Origin of the sequence: Protaetiibacter sp. SSC-01 (assembly GCF_014483895.1) — a bacterium.
Classification (GTDB): domain Bacteria; phylum Actinomycetota; class Actinomycetes; order Actinomycetales; family Microbacteriaceae; genus Homoserinibacter.
The window spans coordinates 342,688-358,283 of record NZ_CP059987.1 but is presented as its reverse complement, the minus strand read 5'-3'; the positions used below and the strand labels follow the sequence as shown (position 1 = coordinate 358,283).

The 15,596-nt window shown below is 67.6% G+C and carries 11 protein-coding genes; all 11 read right to left on the bottom strand.

The genetic code is table 11. The annotated features are described in order from the left end of the window. Positions 1-9: 9 nt before the first annotated feature. The 11 genes from H4J02_RS01635 to H4J02_RS01585 all read right to left on the bottom strand — a co-directional run bounded on the left by H4J02_RS01635 (position 10) and on the right by H4J02_RS01585 (position 15,577). A complete protein-coding gene (locus tag H4J02_RS01635; RefSeq protein WP_187675401.1) occupies positions 10-837 on the bottom strand; it encodes an A24 family peptidase in 828 nt (275 codons plus the stop codon). Then, positions 834-2,651 (bottom strand): hypothetical protein, encoded by a 1,818-nt coding sequence (locus H4J02_RS01630; RefSeq protein WP_187675400.1) that lies wholly within the window; start codon positions 2,649-2,651, stop codon positions 834-836. The genes H4J02_RS01635 and H4J02_RS01630 overlap by 4 nt, the downstream gene beginning before the upstream one ends. A gap of 2 nt (positions 2,652-2,653) precedes the next feature. Then, positions 2,654-3,328: a type II secretion system protein J gene (locus H4J02_RS01625; RefSeq protein ID WP_187675399.1), complete on the bottom strand. Its 675-nt coding sequence runs from the start codon at positions 3,326-3,328 to the stop codon at positions 2,654-2,656. Further along, complete coding sequence (locus H4J02_RS01620; RefSeq protein ID WP_187675398.1) at positions 3,325-4,728, bottom strand: carboxypeptidase-like regulatory domain-containing protein; 1,404 nt, start codon at positions 4,726-4,728, stop codon at positions 3,325-3,327. The genes H4J02_RS01625 and H4J02_RS01620 overlap by 4 nt, the downstream gene beginning before the upstream one ends. 100 nt (positions 4,729-4,828) lie before the next feature. After that, positions 4,829-5,257: a prepilin-type N-terminal cleavage/methylation domain-containing protein gene (locus tag H4J02_RS14085; RefSeq protein WP_316250701.1), complete on the bottom strand. Its 429-nt coding sequence runs from the start codon at positions 5,255-5,257 to the stop codon at positions 4,829-4,831. Positions 5,258-5,382: 125 nt separating this feature from the next. Further along, on the bottom strand, positions 5,383-6,633 hold the full coding sequence (locus tag H4J02_RS01610) for a type II secretion system F family protein (protein WP_187675397.1): 1,251 nt from the start codon (positions 6,631-6,633) through the stop codon (positions 5,383-5,385). Continuing rightward, the gene (locus H4J02_RS01605) at positions 6,633-8,174 is read right to left on the bottom strand and encodes a type IV pilus twitching motility protein PilT (RefSeq protein WP_316250700.1); all 1,542 of its coding nucleotides are present in this window, start codon (positions 8,172-8,174) and stop codon (positions 6,633-6,635) included. The genes H4J02_RS01610 and H4J02_RS01605 overlap by 1 nt, the downstream gene beginning before the upstream one ends. A gap of 43 nt (positions 8,175-8,217) precedes the next feature. Then, positions 8,218-9,873 carry a GspE/PulE family protein gene (locus H4J02_RS01600; RefSeq protein ID WP_187675396.1) on the bottom strand — a complete coding sequence of 552 codons (1,656 nt, stop codon included), beginning with the start codon at positions 9,871-9,873 and terminating at the stop codon, positions 8,218-8,220. Positions 9,874-10,019: 146 nt separating this feature from the next. Then, entirely contained in the window at positions 10,020-10,448 is a 429-nt protein-coding gene (locus tag H4J02_RS01595; protein WP_187675395.1) for a hypothetical protein, read from the bottom strand. After that, entirely contained in the window at positions 10,426-11,475 is a 1,050-nt protein-coding gene (locus H4J02_RS01590; protein ID WP_187675394.1) for a hypothetical protein, read from the bottom strand. The genes H4J02_RS01595 and H4J02_RS01590 overlap by 23 nt, the downstream gene beginning before the upstream one ends. A 229-nt stretch (positions 11,476-11,704) precedes the next feature. Then, a complete protein-coding gene (locus tag H4J02_RS01585) occupies positions 11,705-15,577 on the bottom strand; it encodes a DNA-directed RNA polymerase subunit beta' (RefSeq protein WP_187675393.1) in 3,873 nt (1,290 codons plus the stop codon). Positions 15,578-15,596 lie beyond the last annotated feature (19 nt).

The window sequence follows — 15,596 nt, the reverse complement described above, 5'->3', positions numbered from 1 at the left end:
CCCCCGACGTCAGCCCAGGCCGACGAACCGGAGATATCCAGCGGCGATCGCGTCGCCACCGAAGATGCCCACCCACGCCCCGAGGAACATCCAGGGGCCGAATGGCAGCGAGCGATCCTTGACGGATCGCCGCACGATAAGCGTGATCACTCCCGCGACCGCGCCCACTGCGAACGCCGCGGCGACTCCGACCACGAGGGGCGCCCATCCGAGCGCCCCGAGGTACAGGCCCAGCACACCCGCGAGCTTCACGTCTCCCATGCCCATGCCGCCGCGCCCGATGAGGGCGAGCGCCAAGTAGAACGCGAACGAGGCCGCCGCCCCGAGGCCCGCCGAGACGAGCAGGTCGTATCGCGTCTCGATGAGGAGCGCGGGGACGAGCAGGGCGACGCCCGCGATGAATCCCGTCAAGACGATCGGGTTCGGCAACCGGCGCAACTCGAGGTCGATCGCCGAGAGGGCGATGCTGATTGCTGCCAGGGCCAGATAGGCGGCGAGGACGAGCGACGCCGCGACGACCGACGACGGGTCCGTCGCCTCGAGGATCGACGGCGCGAAGACCAGCGCCACCACGACGAAGGCGATCGCTGTCACTGCTTCGACGAGCGGGTAGCGCGCGGAGATCGCCGTGCGGCACTCGCGACAGCGACGCCCGAGCAGAAGCCAGGACAGCACGGGCACGTTGTCTCGCGCACGGATCTCGGCACCGCATCCGGGGCAGGCCGACGCGGGACGCACGATCGACACGCCGCGCGGCACCCGCCACACGACGACGTTGAGGAACGAGCCGATGGAGAGTCCCGTGACTCCCACGACCGTCGCAAGCAGGGGCATCATCTCGGCGTCCCATCAGCCGAGAACGCCGAGGGGACCCCGGCGATCTGAGTCGTGCCGTAGGTGGTCGACGTGGGCGTCAGGTACTTCGGCGGGGCCGAGTAGGTCAAGCGCGGGTCGTACTTGTAGTTCTTGTTGTATCCCGTGGGGCTCGTCGTGCCGACAGGCCCGCGGAACTTCTGCGCCATGCTCCCGACCACCGTCAGGGTGCCACGCGAGGTGTTGGTCGCCTTGTCATGGTTCTGAACCTGGATGGTGTGGGCGACCGACAGCATCGACGCGTAGACCGTGCGGTTCGTGCCGAGCATCGGCGTGTAGTTGCCGTTGTTGACTCGCATCGGGTTCCAGATCCACACGGCGTTCTGGCCCACGAGGCCGATCATGTCCTCGTTGTTGTCGTCGTAGGTGATGTCGCCCGTGATGTACACGTAGTTCTCGGCCGCGGCCGTCATCCGGCCTTTGATCTCGCCGGAGATGAAGAGATCGCCGTTTCGACATCCGTACGCGGGTGTCGATGAGGTCGACGTCGCGGGCACCGTCTCCGTGTTGGAGCCGATGGTCGCCGGGAACTTCTGCGCGTACGTCGTCGTCGTGTTATTGGCCGCGATCTTCCAACCCTGGGTGGATCCCGATCCACTGCAATAGAAGTTGCCGAAGTTCGTCGTCGACGTCGAGGTGTAGTTCGGGTCCGTCGACGTGGTCGGCACGTTCTGGACGTAGAGGAGGTTGAGGTCGAGCACGGGGATCTTGGCGCCCGCGGTGCTGCCGAGAGTATTGCCCGTCGTGCCGATGGCGCCGCACTTGGCGGGCGTGCTGCCCGTGCCCGCTCCGGTCGTCTGGGTCTTCTTGGTGAACGGCGACCAGACGGTCATCGTCCCGTCACCGTTGAGCTTCACAACTGTTGGCCCTGTGTAGAGACAACCCGGGTCGGGTACTTCGCCGGGAAGATCGCTGCGCGTCTCCTTCTTCATCTCGGCGTTCGTGTCGGGCATGGTGATGGCTCCCACGCGCTGCGCCGTCGTCCCGGAGGGGAAGGACGGAGCCGAGCAGCCGCCTGCGGTGCCGTACAGAGGGGTGGTCGTGCTCGCGCTGGTCACGGCACCCAGGAAGTTCGTGCCGCACACGAGCAGGCGGTCGTTGCTGTGGACCTTGCCCTCGATCGTGTCGCTCGAGCCGAACTGGATATCGCTGCAGCTCGGCGATCCGCCCGAGTAACCGGGCACGCCCGACGTCTTCTGCGGAGGTCGGTTCCACCAGTAGTTCGCGCAGTACGGGTCGTTGCCGGACGTCAGAAGCGGGTCCTGCACCTCGAAGTCGGTGAAGTAGACGAAGTCGCTGAAGCCGTCCTGGCGCAGATCCGCGATCACGGACCGCGTCTGGTCACCCACGAGCCCGGTCGAGCGGATGCGGATGACGCCGGTCGCCGGGTACCGCGACGTGTCGATCTCGTAGCGGAACTTCGCGGCGCCCTCCGACCCGGGCACGACGGCCCAGGTTCCCCCGGCCGCCACGTCGAATGCGGGGTTCGCAGCCGACCCCGTCGGAAGCGTGAGGCCGGGGCTCGCGGCGCTGAAGGGCGACGCCAAGTTGCCGAAACGCACGTAGCTGGTGTCGTTCTCGACGCGGCTGGTGTAGTCCTCGATGCCGGCGTACGCGGCGGCGAGGGCGGCGTTCCAGTTCGCTTCGGTGTCGGACTTGACGCTGCCGCTCGAGGTCGCGGCGAGAGCGGTAGCCGTGACCAGGACGAGCACCATGCCGAGGCCGAGCACCATCGGGAGGACGTAGCCCTCTTCACGGCGGATGAGACGACGCAGCATGTTCAGCTCCCGGTTCCGAGGTCCATGTTGGGCATGCCGATGGTGTTGTCCAGCGCGACGATCTGGTCGGAGCCCTCTGCGCGCACCTTGACGTTGAATCTCACCGACGTCACAGCGGCACGATCGGTCGCTGTCAGCGTTCCACTTCCCCCGAGCAATCCGCCGCCGGAGTTGTAGTACCGGAAGAGCGGCTCCGCCGTCGTGTTCACGACGACATTGCCGAGGACGCGGGTCGACGCTGGATTCGTCGTCATCGATGGGAAGACGGCGTAGCCATTCACAACGGTCGCGTTCCACCGATCCTCGACCATGCGACCGTCCGCGTCGACGCGGTAGCGCAGGCGCAACGGAGTCTCGAAGCTGGGGCCGGCATCCGTGTAGGTGATGATCGTGATCGACGTGGGCGACGCTGCCACGACCGCCGGGTCGGGGTTCGGCGAGTTGGCGACGGCATTGCGCACTGCCGCGCGCACGGACGTCGAGACGACGTTCATGATGTTGCTCGCGTCCGCTGTGGACCGACGGATGTCTTCCGCCTGCATGGTCTGACGCGTGACGGTCACGAAGAAAACGGCGGTGATCGACATGAGGATGCCGCTCAGCACCATGACGACGAGCGTCTCGACGAGCGTCACGCCCGCCTGCTCGGCGCGGAGGCGACGGTAGGCGCGGATCATTGGGCGACCCGCGGGTCGAGGGTGACCTGATTGCCGGAAACCATGCCCGAGGTCACGGCGTTGCTCAGCGGATCGATCGCCGACTGCCCGATCGATGTCGATGTGCCACCGCTGCTCGTCGACGTGTAGAGCCGCCAGGTCCCGTACGGCAGCAGGATCGTGCGATCCGAGTTGCTGTTGCTCGTGCTGATCCGCGCGAAGGTGTAGGTCATGGCCACGGCGCACCCCGGCTGGCCCGCGGCGACGCTCACGTTCTGGCTGACCGCTGTGATGTAGCGGTTCTGCGGGATGCTCTTGAGCTCCACCGTCGCGAGCGGAACGTTCACCGAAGCGGTGCCTCCGGGGGTCGCAGCCACGGGATCGGGCGCGACACCTGCGGCGAGATCTGTCGAGCCGACTGTCGCAGCCGGCCACTCAGCCGGGTCGACCGCGGGGCAGCCGCCGGCACCCGTCCCATCTGGCGCGACATAGTGGCCGGCGACCGCTCGGTAGCCGGAACTCCACGGGAAGAGAGTCGTGGTCGGCACCGGGCCGGAGGTGTAGAAGACGCCGTAGGTGTTGATGAAGCTGGTCTCGAGGTTCGTGGGCCGCGCCGCGGTCGATCCGCCCGCGTATGTGATGCCGAATGTCCCGGCCCGGTCGTACGTGAACGGCGCGTTCACGGTCGCACCGGCGGCCACGGTGACGCTCGAGCTCGGGTTCGAGGTCTGGTCCGCGCTCACGTAGCCGGCGCGCGAGAGCGACACGGTGTAGTTGCCCGGGTTGACCTGAAGCGCGTAGGTGCACCCCTCGGCGTTCGTGGGATCCGGCTGTGCGTCGAGCGCGACAGCACCTCCCCCGTTGGGAGCGATGTTGACGTTGACCCCCGATGCACCCGTGCCGTCTGCGCGGGTCGCCGCGACGATGATCGTTCCCCGCGAAGGGTCGTTGAGGCGCCCATCGGGCGCGAGAATGGTGTCGGTGGAGACCGGCGCGATGGGCTCGAGCTGCCCCTCCCAGGTCACGCGCACGTTCACGCGCTTGTACTGCAGGTTGCCGGTCCCACCTGCGCCGCAGGGGATGTCGAGGCCGGTTCCCGAGACCCACGACGTGGTCCGGTGGATCGTGTAGTCGAGGCCGTCGACCGTGACGATCAGCGGCGGGGTGCGGTCCAGCACGTCGAACGGGTCGCTGATCGAGCGCACGAGGTCGATCTCGCTCGCCGCGAGGCTGAGCGCGGTCACGCGATGACGCTGGTCGCCTGCGAGACGGATGGCGGTCACCGTCGCCTGGGCGACTCCGACCGAGAGCATGAGGAAGATCATGGTTGCGGCGAGCACCTCGATGATCGAGATGCCCTCGTCATCGCGCAGCCGCGTGCGGATGTACCGAACGGTACGTGCGATATCCGCTTTCGCCATCTCCGGCCCCCTGCCGTCGAGAACTGAGGTGCGGGGGTGGGGCACCCGTACGGATGCCCCACCCCCGGTCAGCGTCGAAGCGACGCGACCATGGAACTACTTAGGGCGTCGTGCAGGCGGTGACCTCTTCGACGCCGCTGGACTCAGACGCCTCGTAGATCTTGCCGGTGTCGAGCGCCTGGCCACAGATGGTGAACGTGTCGCCCGAGCCGTAGAGGATCGCCGGCGCGGCCTCGTAGTCGTCGCGGCTCGGCCCGGGGTAACCCTGGGCCGACAGGTCGGTGCCGGTGGCGGGGTAGTCGCCCTCTGCCGTGAAGTAGGCCACGACGGCCGTCTTGAAGTTGTTGATGTCGCTCTGGAGAGCCGACTCCTTGGCCGAGTTCTGGACCCCGATGTACACCGGGATCGCGATCGCGGCCAGGATGCCGATGATGATGACGACGACGAGGAGCTCGATGAGGGTGAAGCCCTCATCCTTCTTGGCGAGCTTCTCGCGCTGAGCCGCGAGAGCGGCGCTGATGCGAGTCATGTGCATTTCCATTTCCACTTGATTGTTATGGGTTCGCGAGCCGTCCCCCCCTACGGTTCTGACTCGACGCTTTGATCGTGGCCCTGTCTATTCCCCCCGCGGTATCCCGCGATGGGGGGGCAGGTTCAGGCACCTCCGACGACGTTGATCATGCTGAAGATGGGCATGTACAGCGCGATGACCATGCCGCCCACGACGATGCCGAGGAACGCGATGAGCAGCGGCTCGATGATGGATGTGAGCCCCTCGGTGGTGGCCTTCACTTCGTCGTCATAGAAGTCCGCGACCTTCGAGAGCATCGTGTCGAGCGCCCCCGCGTCCTCGCCGACAGCGATCATCTGCGCTGCCATCGGCGGGAATACCTTCTGTTCGGCTAGCGGTCCGGAGATCGATTTTCCGATACGCACGGAGTTTGCGATCTCGAGTGATGCCTGCTCTATGACCCAGTTGCCGGACGCTTCGCCCACGATGTTGAGCGCTTGCAGAATGGGGACGCCCGCCTTGACCATGTCCGCCAGGTTCCTACAGAAGCGGGTTATGGCGATCTTGCCGATGAGGCTTCCGAAGACGGGAATCTTGAGCTTGAGCGGGTCGACGAACTTCCGCACCTTCTCGGTGTGCTTGTTCGCGCCCCACCAGACGGCGAAGGCGATCCCGCCGACGATTCCGACAGGCACGACGTACACCATCGCCTGGCTCAGCCAGACCAGCATCATCGTTGGTAGCGGGAGTTCAGCACCGAAGCCCGCGAACATGTCCTTGAATATGGGGACGATGAATAGGAGCATCACGATCACCGCGACGATCGACATGATGAAGACCATCACGGGATAGGTCATCGCGGACTTGATCTGCTCGCGCAGCTTCGCTTCCTTCTCGTAGTTCACCGCGATTGTGTTGAGCGCGCCGTCGAGAAAGCCGCCGGTCTCGCCAGCGCGCACCATATTGACCATGAGGGGCGGGAACACGCGGGGGTGCTTCCCCAGGGCGTCGGAGAACGACCAGCCGACCTCGACGTCGCGCGAGACGGTGGCGAGCGTGGATTTCAGCTTCTTGTTCTCCGTCTGCTCGGCAAGGATGTTGAGCGTCTTGAGGAGAGAGAGGCCCGCACTTACCATCGTCGCTGCCTGGCGCGAGAGCACCGCGAGATCCTTGAGGCCTACGTTGCTCCCACCGATCTCGATCTCTCGGTTGAGCCCGGTCCCGGCCTGGATCTCGCTGACTTTGATCGGGCTGAGCCCCATCGCTCTCATGCGATCGACGGCGGCGCTCTCGGTGGGCGCTTCGAGTTTCCCCTTGACGCGCTTTCCCGCACCGTCACGCCCCTGGTACGTCCAGTTGCGCGTCGGAGATGCGACTGCTGCTCCGGCGGCCATCAGATGCTTCTCGCAGCCTGAGCGTTGTTGTTGAGGTCGCGGCGCGTGACGAGGCGGTTGAACGTCTCGAGATCCTGCACCTTCTCGAGCGCGTGCTCGTAGGCGACCTCGCCGCCGTTCACGAGGTCGGCGAGGTGCTGGTCCATCGTGTGCATGCCCTGCGCGGCACCCGACTGCAGGGAAGACGTCACCTGGTAGGTCTTGCCCTCGCGCACGAGGTTCGCGATGGCCGGCGTGATGAACATGACCTCCGTCGCGACGGCACGGCCCCGGCCGTTGGCGCGCTTGACGAGGGTCTGACAGACGACGCCCTGCAGCGTCGCCGCGAGCTGCACGCGGATCTGGTCCTGCTGGTGCGGCGGGAAGACGTCGATGACACGGTCGATCGTCGACGCGGCGCTCTGCGTGTGCAGGGTCGCGAAGACGAGGTGACCGGTTTCCGCCGCGGTCAGGGCGACCGAGATCGTCTCGAGGTCTCGGAGCTCACCGATGAGGATGACGTCGGGGTCCTGGCGGAGGACGTGCTTGAGCGCGTTCGCGAAGGAGTGCGTGTCAGCACCGACCTCGCGCTGGTTGATGAGCGCCTTCTTGTTGTTGTGCAGGAACTCGATCGGGTCCTCGACCGTCACGACGTGGTCGCGACGCGTCTGGTTCACCTGGTCGATGAGGGCGGCGAGGGTCGTCGACTTACCCGAACCGGTCGGGCCCGTCACGAGCACGAGACCCCGCGGCAGCTTCGCGAACTCGCCCACCTGCGGCGGCACGCCGAGCTGGCTCAGGCTCTTGATCTCGGTCGGGATGATACGGAACGCCCCGCCGATCGCGCCGCGCTGCTGGTAGAAGTTCACGCGGAAACGGGCGTTGGCCGAGAGCGTGAACGCGAAGTCGAGCTCGAGCACCTCGTCGAACTTCGCCCGCTGCGTCGGCGACAGGATGCTGTAGAGCGCCGTCGCGGTCTTCTCGCGGTCCCAGATGGGCTGCTCGTGCACGGGCGTGAGCGTGCCGTCGATACGGAGGAGCGGCGAGGTGCCCGTGGAGATGTGGAGGTCGGATGCGCCCGCGAGGAGCACCTCCTGCAGGCAGTGCAGCAGGTCGGCATCCGCGTTGGCGCGGGCCGCGCGCGCGAACTCGTCGTCGATGAGCGTCTCGGCGGGCACGGGTGCCGCGGGAGCGACGGCCGCGGTCGGGAGCGGAGGCGGCGGCGCGGCGGCGAAGCTCGGCGTGGTCAGGTCGACGGTCGGCGCCTCCGTGAAGCCCGGGATGCCCCCGGCGGGCGGGAAGACGGGCGGGGCCGAGTCGGAGAACGACGCGGCGGGCGGCGGCACAGGCGGCACGCTCGCCGACGGCGGCACGGGCGAGGGCGCATCCGACGACGGCGCGGCGCTCATGCCGGGCGGCGGCAGCTGCGAGAAGTCGACGCTCGGCACGGCGTCCGGCGGCAGCACGCCGGGCTGCGGCGGCAGGGCGCCGCTCGTGCCGGGCGCGCCGAACGGCGGCGCCGCCGGATCCGTCAACGGGATCTCGTAGATGTTGTTGTTCACGCGCTGGTCCTCCCCCTCCATGCGGAACCTCCCCACATCGTCGCTAGGCGACGACGCGCAGGATCTCCTCGATGCTCGTCATGCCGAGCAGAGCCTTGCCCCACCCGTCCTGCCGCAGCGTGTACATGCCCTGCTGAACGGCGACGCGGCCGATCTCGGCGCTCGACGAACGGGCGACCGCGAGACGCTCGATCTCCTCGGTGACGGTCATCACCTCGTGGAGCGCCATGCGGCCGCGGTAGCCCGTGTTCGAGCAGTGCTGGCAGCCGACGGGACGGAACAGGGTCGGGATCCCCATCCGCGGGTCGAAAGCGAAACCGAGTGCCTGCAGCTCGTCCGGGTTGTGGTGGTACGGCTGCTTGCACTTGTCGCACAAGCGTCGCGCGAGACGCTGAGCCACGACGCAGTCGAGCGCCGAGCCGACGAGGAACGGCTCGATGTCCATCTCGATGAGACGCGTGACGGCGCTCGGCGCGTCGTTCGTGTGCAGCGTCGAGAGCACGAGGTGACCCGTGAGCGACGCCTCGATGGCGATCTGCGCCGTCTCCTGGTCGCGGATCTCACCGATCAGCACGACATCCGGGTCCGAACGCAGGATGCTGCGGAGCGCGCTCGCGAAGGTCAGGCCCGCCTTGACGTTGACCTGCACCTGGTTGATGCCCGGCAGGCGGTACTCGACCGGGTCCTCGACCGTGATGACGTTGATCTCGGGCTTCGCGACCTCGTTGAGGGTCGTGTAGAGCGTCGTCGACTTACCGGAACCCGTGGGACCGGTGACGAGGATCATGCCGTACGGCTTCGAGTACGAGCGCTTGAAGCGGTCGAGGTTGTGGTCGAGCATCGCCATCTGCTGGATGCCGAGCTGCGTCGACGAGTTGTCGAGGATACGCATGACGACCTTCTCGCCGTACACCGTCGGCAGGGTCGCGACGCGGAGGTCGATCTTCCTGCCGCCGTGCATGACCGAGAGGCGGCCGTCCTGGGGCTTGCGGCGCTCGGCGATGTCGATGTCGCTCATGATCTTGAGGCGGCTGATGACGCCGTTCTGGATCGTCTTCGGCGCACGCTGCATCTCGTGCAGCACGCCGTCGATGCGGTACCGCACGTGCATGTCGTGCTCGGCGGGCTCGATGTGGATGTCGGATGCGTGGTCCTGGATCGCCTGGCTGATGAGCAGGTTCACGAAGCGCACGATGGGCGCGTCGTCCTCGACCTCGGCGCGCTCGAGCTCGCTGCCGGTGGGCTCGGCATCGCTCTCGATCTCGCTCGAGAGGTCGTTGAGCTCGCTGTCGGCGCGCACGAAGCGGGTGATCGCGTTGAGCAGGTCCTGGCGCTCGGCGACGACGGCGCGCACCGAGAAGCGCACGGCGGCGCGGATGTCGTCGAGCGCGACGACGTTGTTCGGGTCGGCCATCGCGACGAGCAGGCGGTCGCCGTCGCGGCCGATCGGCAGCACCTCGTGACGGCGCAGCAGCCCGATCGGCACGAGCGCGACGGCCGAGTGGTCGACGGGGTACTCCGTGAGGTCGACGAACGGCAGGTTCATCTGCGCGGCACGCGCGGATGCGACCTGGCTCTCGGTGAGCAGGCCCTGCGTCACGAGCTCGCGGATCTGCGTCTCGTCGTCGTTCGCGGCCGCGTCGATCGACGTGATCGGAAGCTGTCCCCGGATGATGAGGATCTCGGAAAGGGAGGCCATGCCACCCCCTAGGTGTTCGCACGGTACCCGGGATGCCGTCCCCCCGAGCGGCATCTCGATCAGGGACCCCACATCCCTGAGGTCGTCAGGCTATCCGCCCGTATGCCTCCGGGACGATACCCGCATGCGGGGGGCACCCGGACGGGTCAGCGCCTCGAGCGGAAGTATGCCCAGCAGGCGATGGGAGGCGCGAAGGCCAGGATCGCGGCCGCGACGACGAACGGACTCGTCGCCTGCTCGAAGGCGAGGGCGGTGTCGACGACGAGGGCCGACAGCACGATCACGAGGTAGACACCGGCCGCCGTGGCCACCGCGCCGAGTCCGGGCGCTCGCGCGGGCGTCGTGAACACGATCCCGAGGTAGACGACGCCGAGGGCCAGCACGATCGCGACGAGCCCGAAGTACGGGCCGACCGGCTGCTCGACGGGGTCGCGGTCGAGCAGCACCGCGAGCACCCCGAACACCGCGAACACGAGGGCCGCCCACACGATGGCGACGAACAGCCCGGCGACCCGCTCCGGATGCCGTGCGGGCGCGCCGGGCCGACGCTCGTCAGGAGGCGTGGGCGCGCTCATACTCCGCGCGCTGCTCCGCGACGCTCCGCTCGAACTCCGCCCGCTCGCTCGCGTTGCGCTCCTTCACGCGGCGGCCGCGCGTCGAGATCGCGAGCCCGAACCACAGGTTCGTCTCGCGCGCGAGCACGAGCACGGTGAGCAGCAACGGGCTCACGGCCATGGCCCCGATGAGGGAGAGGCCCGCATCCGGCGTCATCCCGACGACATCGCGCAGCAGTGCGAGCACGCCGATCGAGGCGGCGTAGGTCAGCACGGCGACGAGGATGCTCGTGATGACGTGCGCCCACCACGCGGCCCGGTTGACGATGAGCGCGAAGATGACGGCGAACACCGCGTACGCGGCGATCGGCACCCAGAACGCGTCGCTCGCGAGGAAGACCGGGATCGACGCGGTGAACCCCGTGCCGGGGAGCAGCGACAGCACGACGGCCGCCGCGAGGTAGAGCAGCCCGAAGGCGATCGCGCCGAGCAGCGAGATGAGCACGCCGAAACCGCGGTTGCCGCGGGCCTTCGGCGGGGTCGGCGCCTGCACGTAGACGACCTCGCGAGGCGGCTCCGCGGGCGCGGCGACGGGGGCGACCGGCGTGACGGGCACCGCGGGCGTGGGCTCGGACTCGGATGCCGTCGCGGGCTCCGCCTCGATCACCTCGGGCTCGACGGTCTCGGTCTCGACGACCGTCTCCTCCTCGACGACGACGACGGGCTCCGCGACGAGCGGGCCCGAGTAGCGGTCGGACTCGGCGTGCGTGTCCCTGTCCGGGACCGCGACGGGCTCCGGCTCGACGAGCGGCTCCGGCTCGACGAGCGGCTCCGGCTCGGGGTCCTCGGTCGTGTCGACGACGGGCTCCGGCTCCACGACGACGGGGTCCGAGACGTCGTCCACGACCTCCGCCTCGTCGGCCTCCTCGACCGTCGGCACGTCCGGTTCGACCCCGACGTGCTCGGTCGCCGACACCGGTTCGACGACGACGGGCTCCGGCGTGGCATCCGGATCGGCGGGGGACTGGGGCTCGGTGGGCTCGGCCATGGGGGCCTCCTTCGCTCGTGCGCCTCAGCCTAGCGAGGGAGGCTCGCCGGGAGAATGCCAGAAGGCCCCCGTTGACACGGGGGCCTTCTGTACTGCTAGGAGTGACGCGACCAGGTCTCGATACGGCCGCCCGGCAGGGGCGGCCTACTCGACGCTTCGAGACGGCCTTCGGCCTCCTCAGCGCGGCGCCTGAGTCGGCGGCGGGGGCGTGGAGCCCCCACCGCGCGACTCAGTTATAGGTACCGGGCTGGAAGTCGTCCGAGCTGAAGCTGTCGAAGTCGACAAAGCTCAGATCGGCCTCCGAGAACGCCGAGTCGTCGGCGAAGATGCGGTTCGGGTAACGCTCCGCCTTCGCCTCCTCGGTCGCCTCGACCGACACGTTCCGGTACTTCGAGAGTCCGGTACCCGCCGGGATCAGCTGTCCGATGATCACGTTCTCCTTGAGGCCGACCAGCGGGTCGGAGCGACCCTCCATCGCGGCCTGCGTGAGCACGCGGGTGGTCTCCTGGAAAGAGGCCGCCGACAGCCAGGACTCGGTCGCGAGCGAGGCCTTGGTGATACCCATGACCTCCTGACGCGCCGACGCCGGCTTCTTGCCCTCGACGATCGCCGCACGGTTGATCTCCGTGTACCGCGAACGGTCCACGAGCTCACCGGGCAGCAGCTCGGTGTCGCCGTGCTCGACGACGGTCACCTTGCGCATCATCTGACGGACGATGACCTCGATGTGCTTGTCGTGGATCGGCACACCCTGCGAGCGGTAGACGCCCTGCACGCCGTCGACGAGGTGCTTCTGCACCGCACGGACGCCCTGCACGCGCAGGACCTCCTTCGGGTCGAGGTTTCCGACGACGAACTGCTGGCCGAGCTCCACGTGCTGGCCGTCCTCCACGAGGAGGGTGGCGCGCTTGAGCACGGGGTAGAGGATCGGCTCGTCGCCGTTGTCGGGCGTGAGGATGATCCGACGCTGCTTCTCGGTGTCCTCGATCTCGATGCGACCGGCGGCCTCCGCGATCGGGCTCGCGCCCTTCGGAGTACGGGCCTCGAAGAGCTCGGTGACACGGGGCAGACCCTGCGTGATGTCGTCGGCACCGGCGGTACCACCCTGGTGGAAGGTACGCATCGTCAGCTGCGTGCCGGGCTCGCCGATCGACTGGGCGGCGATGATGCCGACCGCCTCGCCGATGTCGACGAGCTTGCCGGTCGCGAGCGAACGGCCGTAGCAGGCGGCGCAGACGCCGACCGCCGACTCGCACGTGAGCACCGAGCGCACCTTGACGGTCTCGACACCGGCCGCGATGAGCTCGTTGATGAGCACGTCGCCGACGTCGGAGCCCGCGGGGGCCACGACCTCGCCCTTTGCGTCGACCGCGTCCTCGGCGAGCGAGCGCGCGTAGACCGAGTTCTCGACGTTCTCGTCGCGGACCAGCTCGTCGCCGATCTTCGCCGCGATGCGGATCTCGAGACCCTTGGTCGTGCCGCAGTCGTCCTCGCGGATGATGACATCCTGCGAGACGTCGACGAGACGACGCGTCAGGTAGCCGGAGTCCGCGGTACGGAGGGCGGTGTCGGCGAGACCCTTACGGGCACCGTGCGTGGCGATGAAGTACTCCGCCACCGACAGACCCTCGCGGTAGGACGAGATGATCGGGCGCGCGATGGTCTCACCCTTCGGGTTTGCGACGAGGCCGCGGATACCCGAGATGTTGCGCACCTGCAGCCAGTTACCACGGGCACCCGACGACACCATCCGGAAGATGTTGTTGTCCTTGGGGTAGCTCTCCTGCATGGACTTGGCGATCTCGTTGGTCGCCTCCGTCCAGATGTCGATGAGCTCCTTGCGGCGCGTCGCGTCGTCGATCAGACCCTTGTCGAACTCCGACTGGATCTTCGCGGCCTGCTTCTCGTGCTTCGACACGATCGCGGGCTTGTCCTGCGGCGTGATGATGTCGCTGAGGGCGACGGTCACACCCGAGCGCGTGGCCCAGTAGAAGCCGGCGTCCTTGATGCGGTCGAGCGCAGCGGCGACCTCCACCTTGGGGTAGCGCTCCGCGAGGTCGTTGACGATCGCGGAGATCTTGCCCTTGTCGGCGACGGCCTCGACGTACCAGTAGTCGGTCGGGAGCGCCTGGTTGAAGAGCGCGCGGCCGAGCGTGGTCTCGAGCACCTTGGTCGAGCCCTGCACGAAGTCCTCGTCCGCGTTCTCGAGGTACACGCCCTCGAGACGGATGCGGACCTTCGCGTTGAGGTCGAGGGTGCCCTCGTCCTTCGCGAGGATCGCCTCGGCGATCGACGCGAACGCGCGACCCTCGCCGACGGCGCCCTCCTTGACCGTCGTCAGGTGGTGCAGACCGATGATCATGTCCTGCGAGGGCAGGGTCACCGGGCGGCCGTCCGACGGCTTCAGGATGTTGTTCGACGCGAGCATGAGCACGCGGGCCTCCGCCTGCGCCTCCACCGAGAGGGGGAGGTGCACGGCCATCTGGTCACCGTCGAAGTCCGCGTTGAACGCGGCGCAGACGAGCGGGTGCAGCTGGATGGCCTTGCCCTCCACGAGCTGCGGCTCGAACGCCTGGATGCCGAGACGGTGCAGCGTGGGCGCGCGGTTCAGCAGCACGGGGCGCTCGCGGATGATCTCCTCGAGCACGTCCCACACCTGCGGGCGCGAACGCTCCACCATGCGCTTGGCGGCCTTGATGTTCTGCGCGTGCGACAGGTCGATGAGGCGCTTGATGACGAATGGCTTGAACAGCTCGAGCGCCATCTGCTTCGGCAGACCGCACTGGTGCAGCTTGAGCTGCGGTCCGACGATGATGACCGAACGGCCCGAGTAGTCGACGCGCTTGCCGAGCAGGTTCTGGCGGAAGCGACCCTGCTTTCCCTTGAGCATGTCGCTCAGGGACTTGAGGGCGCGGTTGCCGGTACCCGTGACGGGGCGACCGCGGCGGCCGTTGTCGAACAGGGCGTCGACGGCCTCCTGCAGCATCCGCTTCTCGTTGTTGACGATGATCTCGGGGGCGCCGAGGTCGAGCAGACGACGAAGACGGTTGTTGCGGTTGATCACACGACGGTAGAGGTCGTTGAGGTCGGAGGTCGCGAAGCGGCCACCGTCGAGCTGCACCATGGGGCGAAGCTCCGGCGGGATGACCGGCACGACGTCGAGCACCATCGCGGCCGGCGAGTTGCCGGTCTGCAGGAAGGAGTTGACGACGCGCAGGCGCTTGATGGCGCGGATCTTCTTCTGACCCTTGCCGTTCGCGATCTGCTCGTGGAGCAGCTCCGCCTCCGCCTCGAGGTCGAACGACTCGAGGCGGCGCTTGATCGCCTCGGCGCCCATGTGCGCCTCGAAGTACAGGCCGAAGCGGTCCTGCAGCTCGTGGAAGACCGAGTCCTCGGGCTTGAGGTCACCGACCTTGAGGGTGCGGAACTGCTCCCACACCTCCTCGAGCTGCTTGATCTGCTCGTCGTACGACTTGCGGATCTGCGACATCTCCTTCTCGCCGGCGTCCTTGACCTTGCGCTTCTGGTCGGACTTGGCGCCCTCCTCCTCGAGCGCGGCGAGGTCGCCCTCGAGCTGCACGAGACGCGCGTTGATGCGGTCGTCGCGCTGCTGCTCGAGGTTCTTGATCTCGAGGCGCAGCTCGTTCTCGAGGCCGGGGAGGTCCGCGTGGCGGCCCTCCTCGTCGACGTCGATCACCATGTACGCGGCGAAGTAGATGACCTTCTCGAGGTCCTTCGGCGCCATGTCGAGCAGGTAGCCGAGACGGCTCGGAACGCCCTTGAAGTACCAGATGTGCGTCACCGGGGCGGCGAGCTCGATGTGGCCCATGCGCTCACGACGGACGGAGCTCTTGGTGACCTCCACGCCGCAGCGCTCGCAGACAATGCCCTTGAAGCGCACGCGCTTGTACTTGCCGCACGAGCACTCCCAGTCGCGGCTCGGCCCGAAGATCTGCTCACCGAACAGACCGTCCTTCTCGGGCTTGAGCGTGCGGTAGTTGATCGTCTCCGGCTTCTTGACCTCGCCGTACGACCACTCGCGGATGTCCTTGCTCGTGGCGAGGCCGATGCGCAGCTGGTCGAAAGTTGTTGCGTCGATCACGTGTGTGTTCTCTCTCGCT

Bases quoted from the DNA above. Each gene is read 5' to 3' on its own strand.
- H4J02_RS01635 (WP_187675401.1), bottom strand. From the start codon at position 837: ATGATGCCCCTGCTTGCGACGGTCGTGGGAGTCACGGGACTCTCCATC.
- H4J02_RS01630 (WP_187675400.1), bottom strand. From the start codon at position 2,651: ATGCTGCGTCGTCTCATCCGCCGTGAAGAGGGCTACGTCCTCCCGATG.
- H4J02_RS01625 (WP_187675399.1), bottom strand. From the start codon at position 3,328: ATGATCCGCGCCTACCGTCGCCTCCGCGCCGAGCAGGCGGGCGTGACG.
- H4J02_RS01620 (WP_187675398.1), bottom strand. From the start codon at position 4,728: ATGGCGAAAGCGGATATCGCACGTACCGTTCGGTACATCCGCACGCGG.
- H4J02_RS14085 (WP_316250701.1), bottom strand. From the start codon at position 5,257: ATGACTCGCATCAGCGCCGCTCTCGCGGCTCAGCGCGAGAAGCTCGCC.
- H4J02_RS01610 (WP_187675397.1), bottom strand. From the start codon at position 6,633: ATGGCCGCCGGAGCAGCAGTCGCATCTCCGACGCGCAACTGGACGTAC.
- H4J02_RS01600 (WP_187675396.1), bottom strand. From the start codon at position 9,873: ATGGCCTCCCTTTCCGAGATCCTCATCATCCGGGGACAGCTTCCGATC.
- H4J02_RS01595 (WP_187675395.1), bottom strand. From the start codon at position 10,448: ATGAGCGCGCCCACGCCTCCTGACGAGCGTCGGCCCGGCGCGCCCGCA.
- H4J02_RS01590 (WP_187675394.1), bottom strand. From the start codon at position 11,475: ATGGCCGAGCCCACCGAGCCCCAGTCCCCCGCCGATCCGGATGCCACG.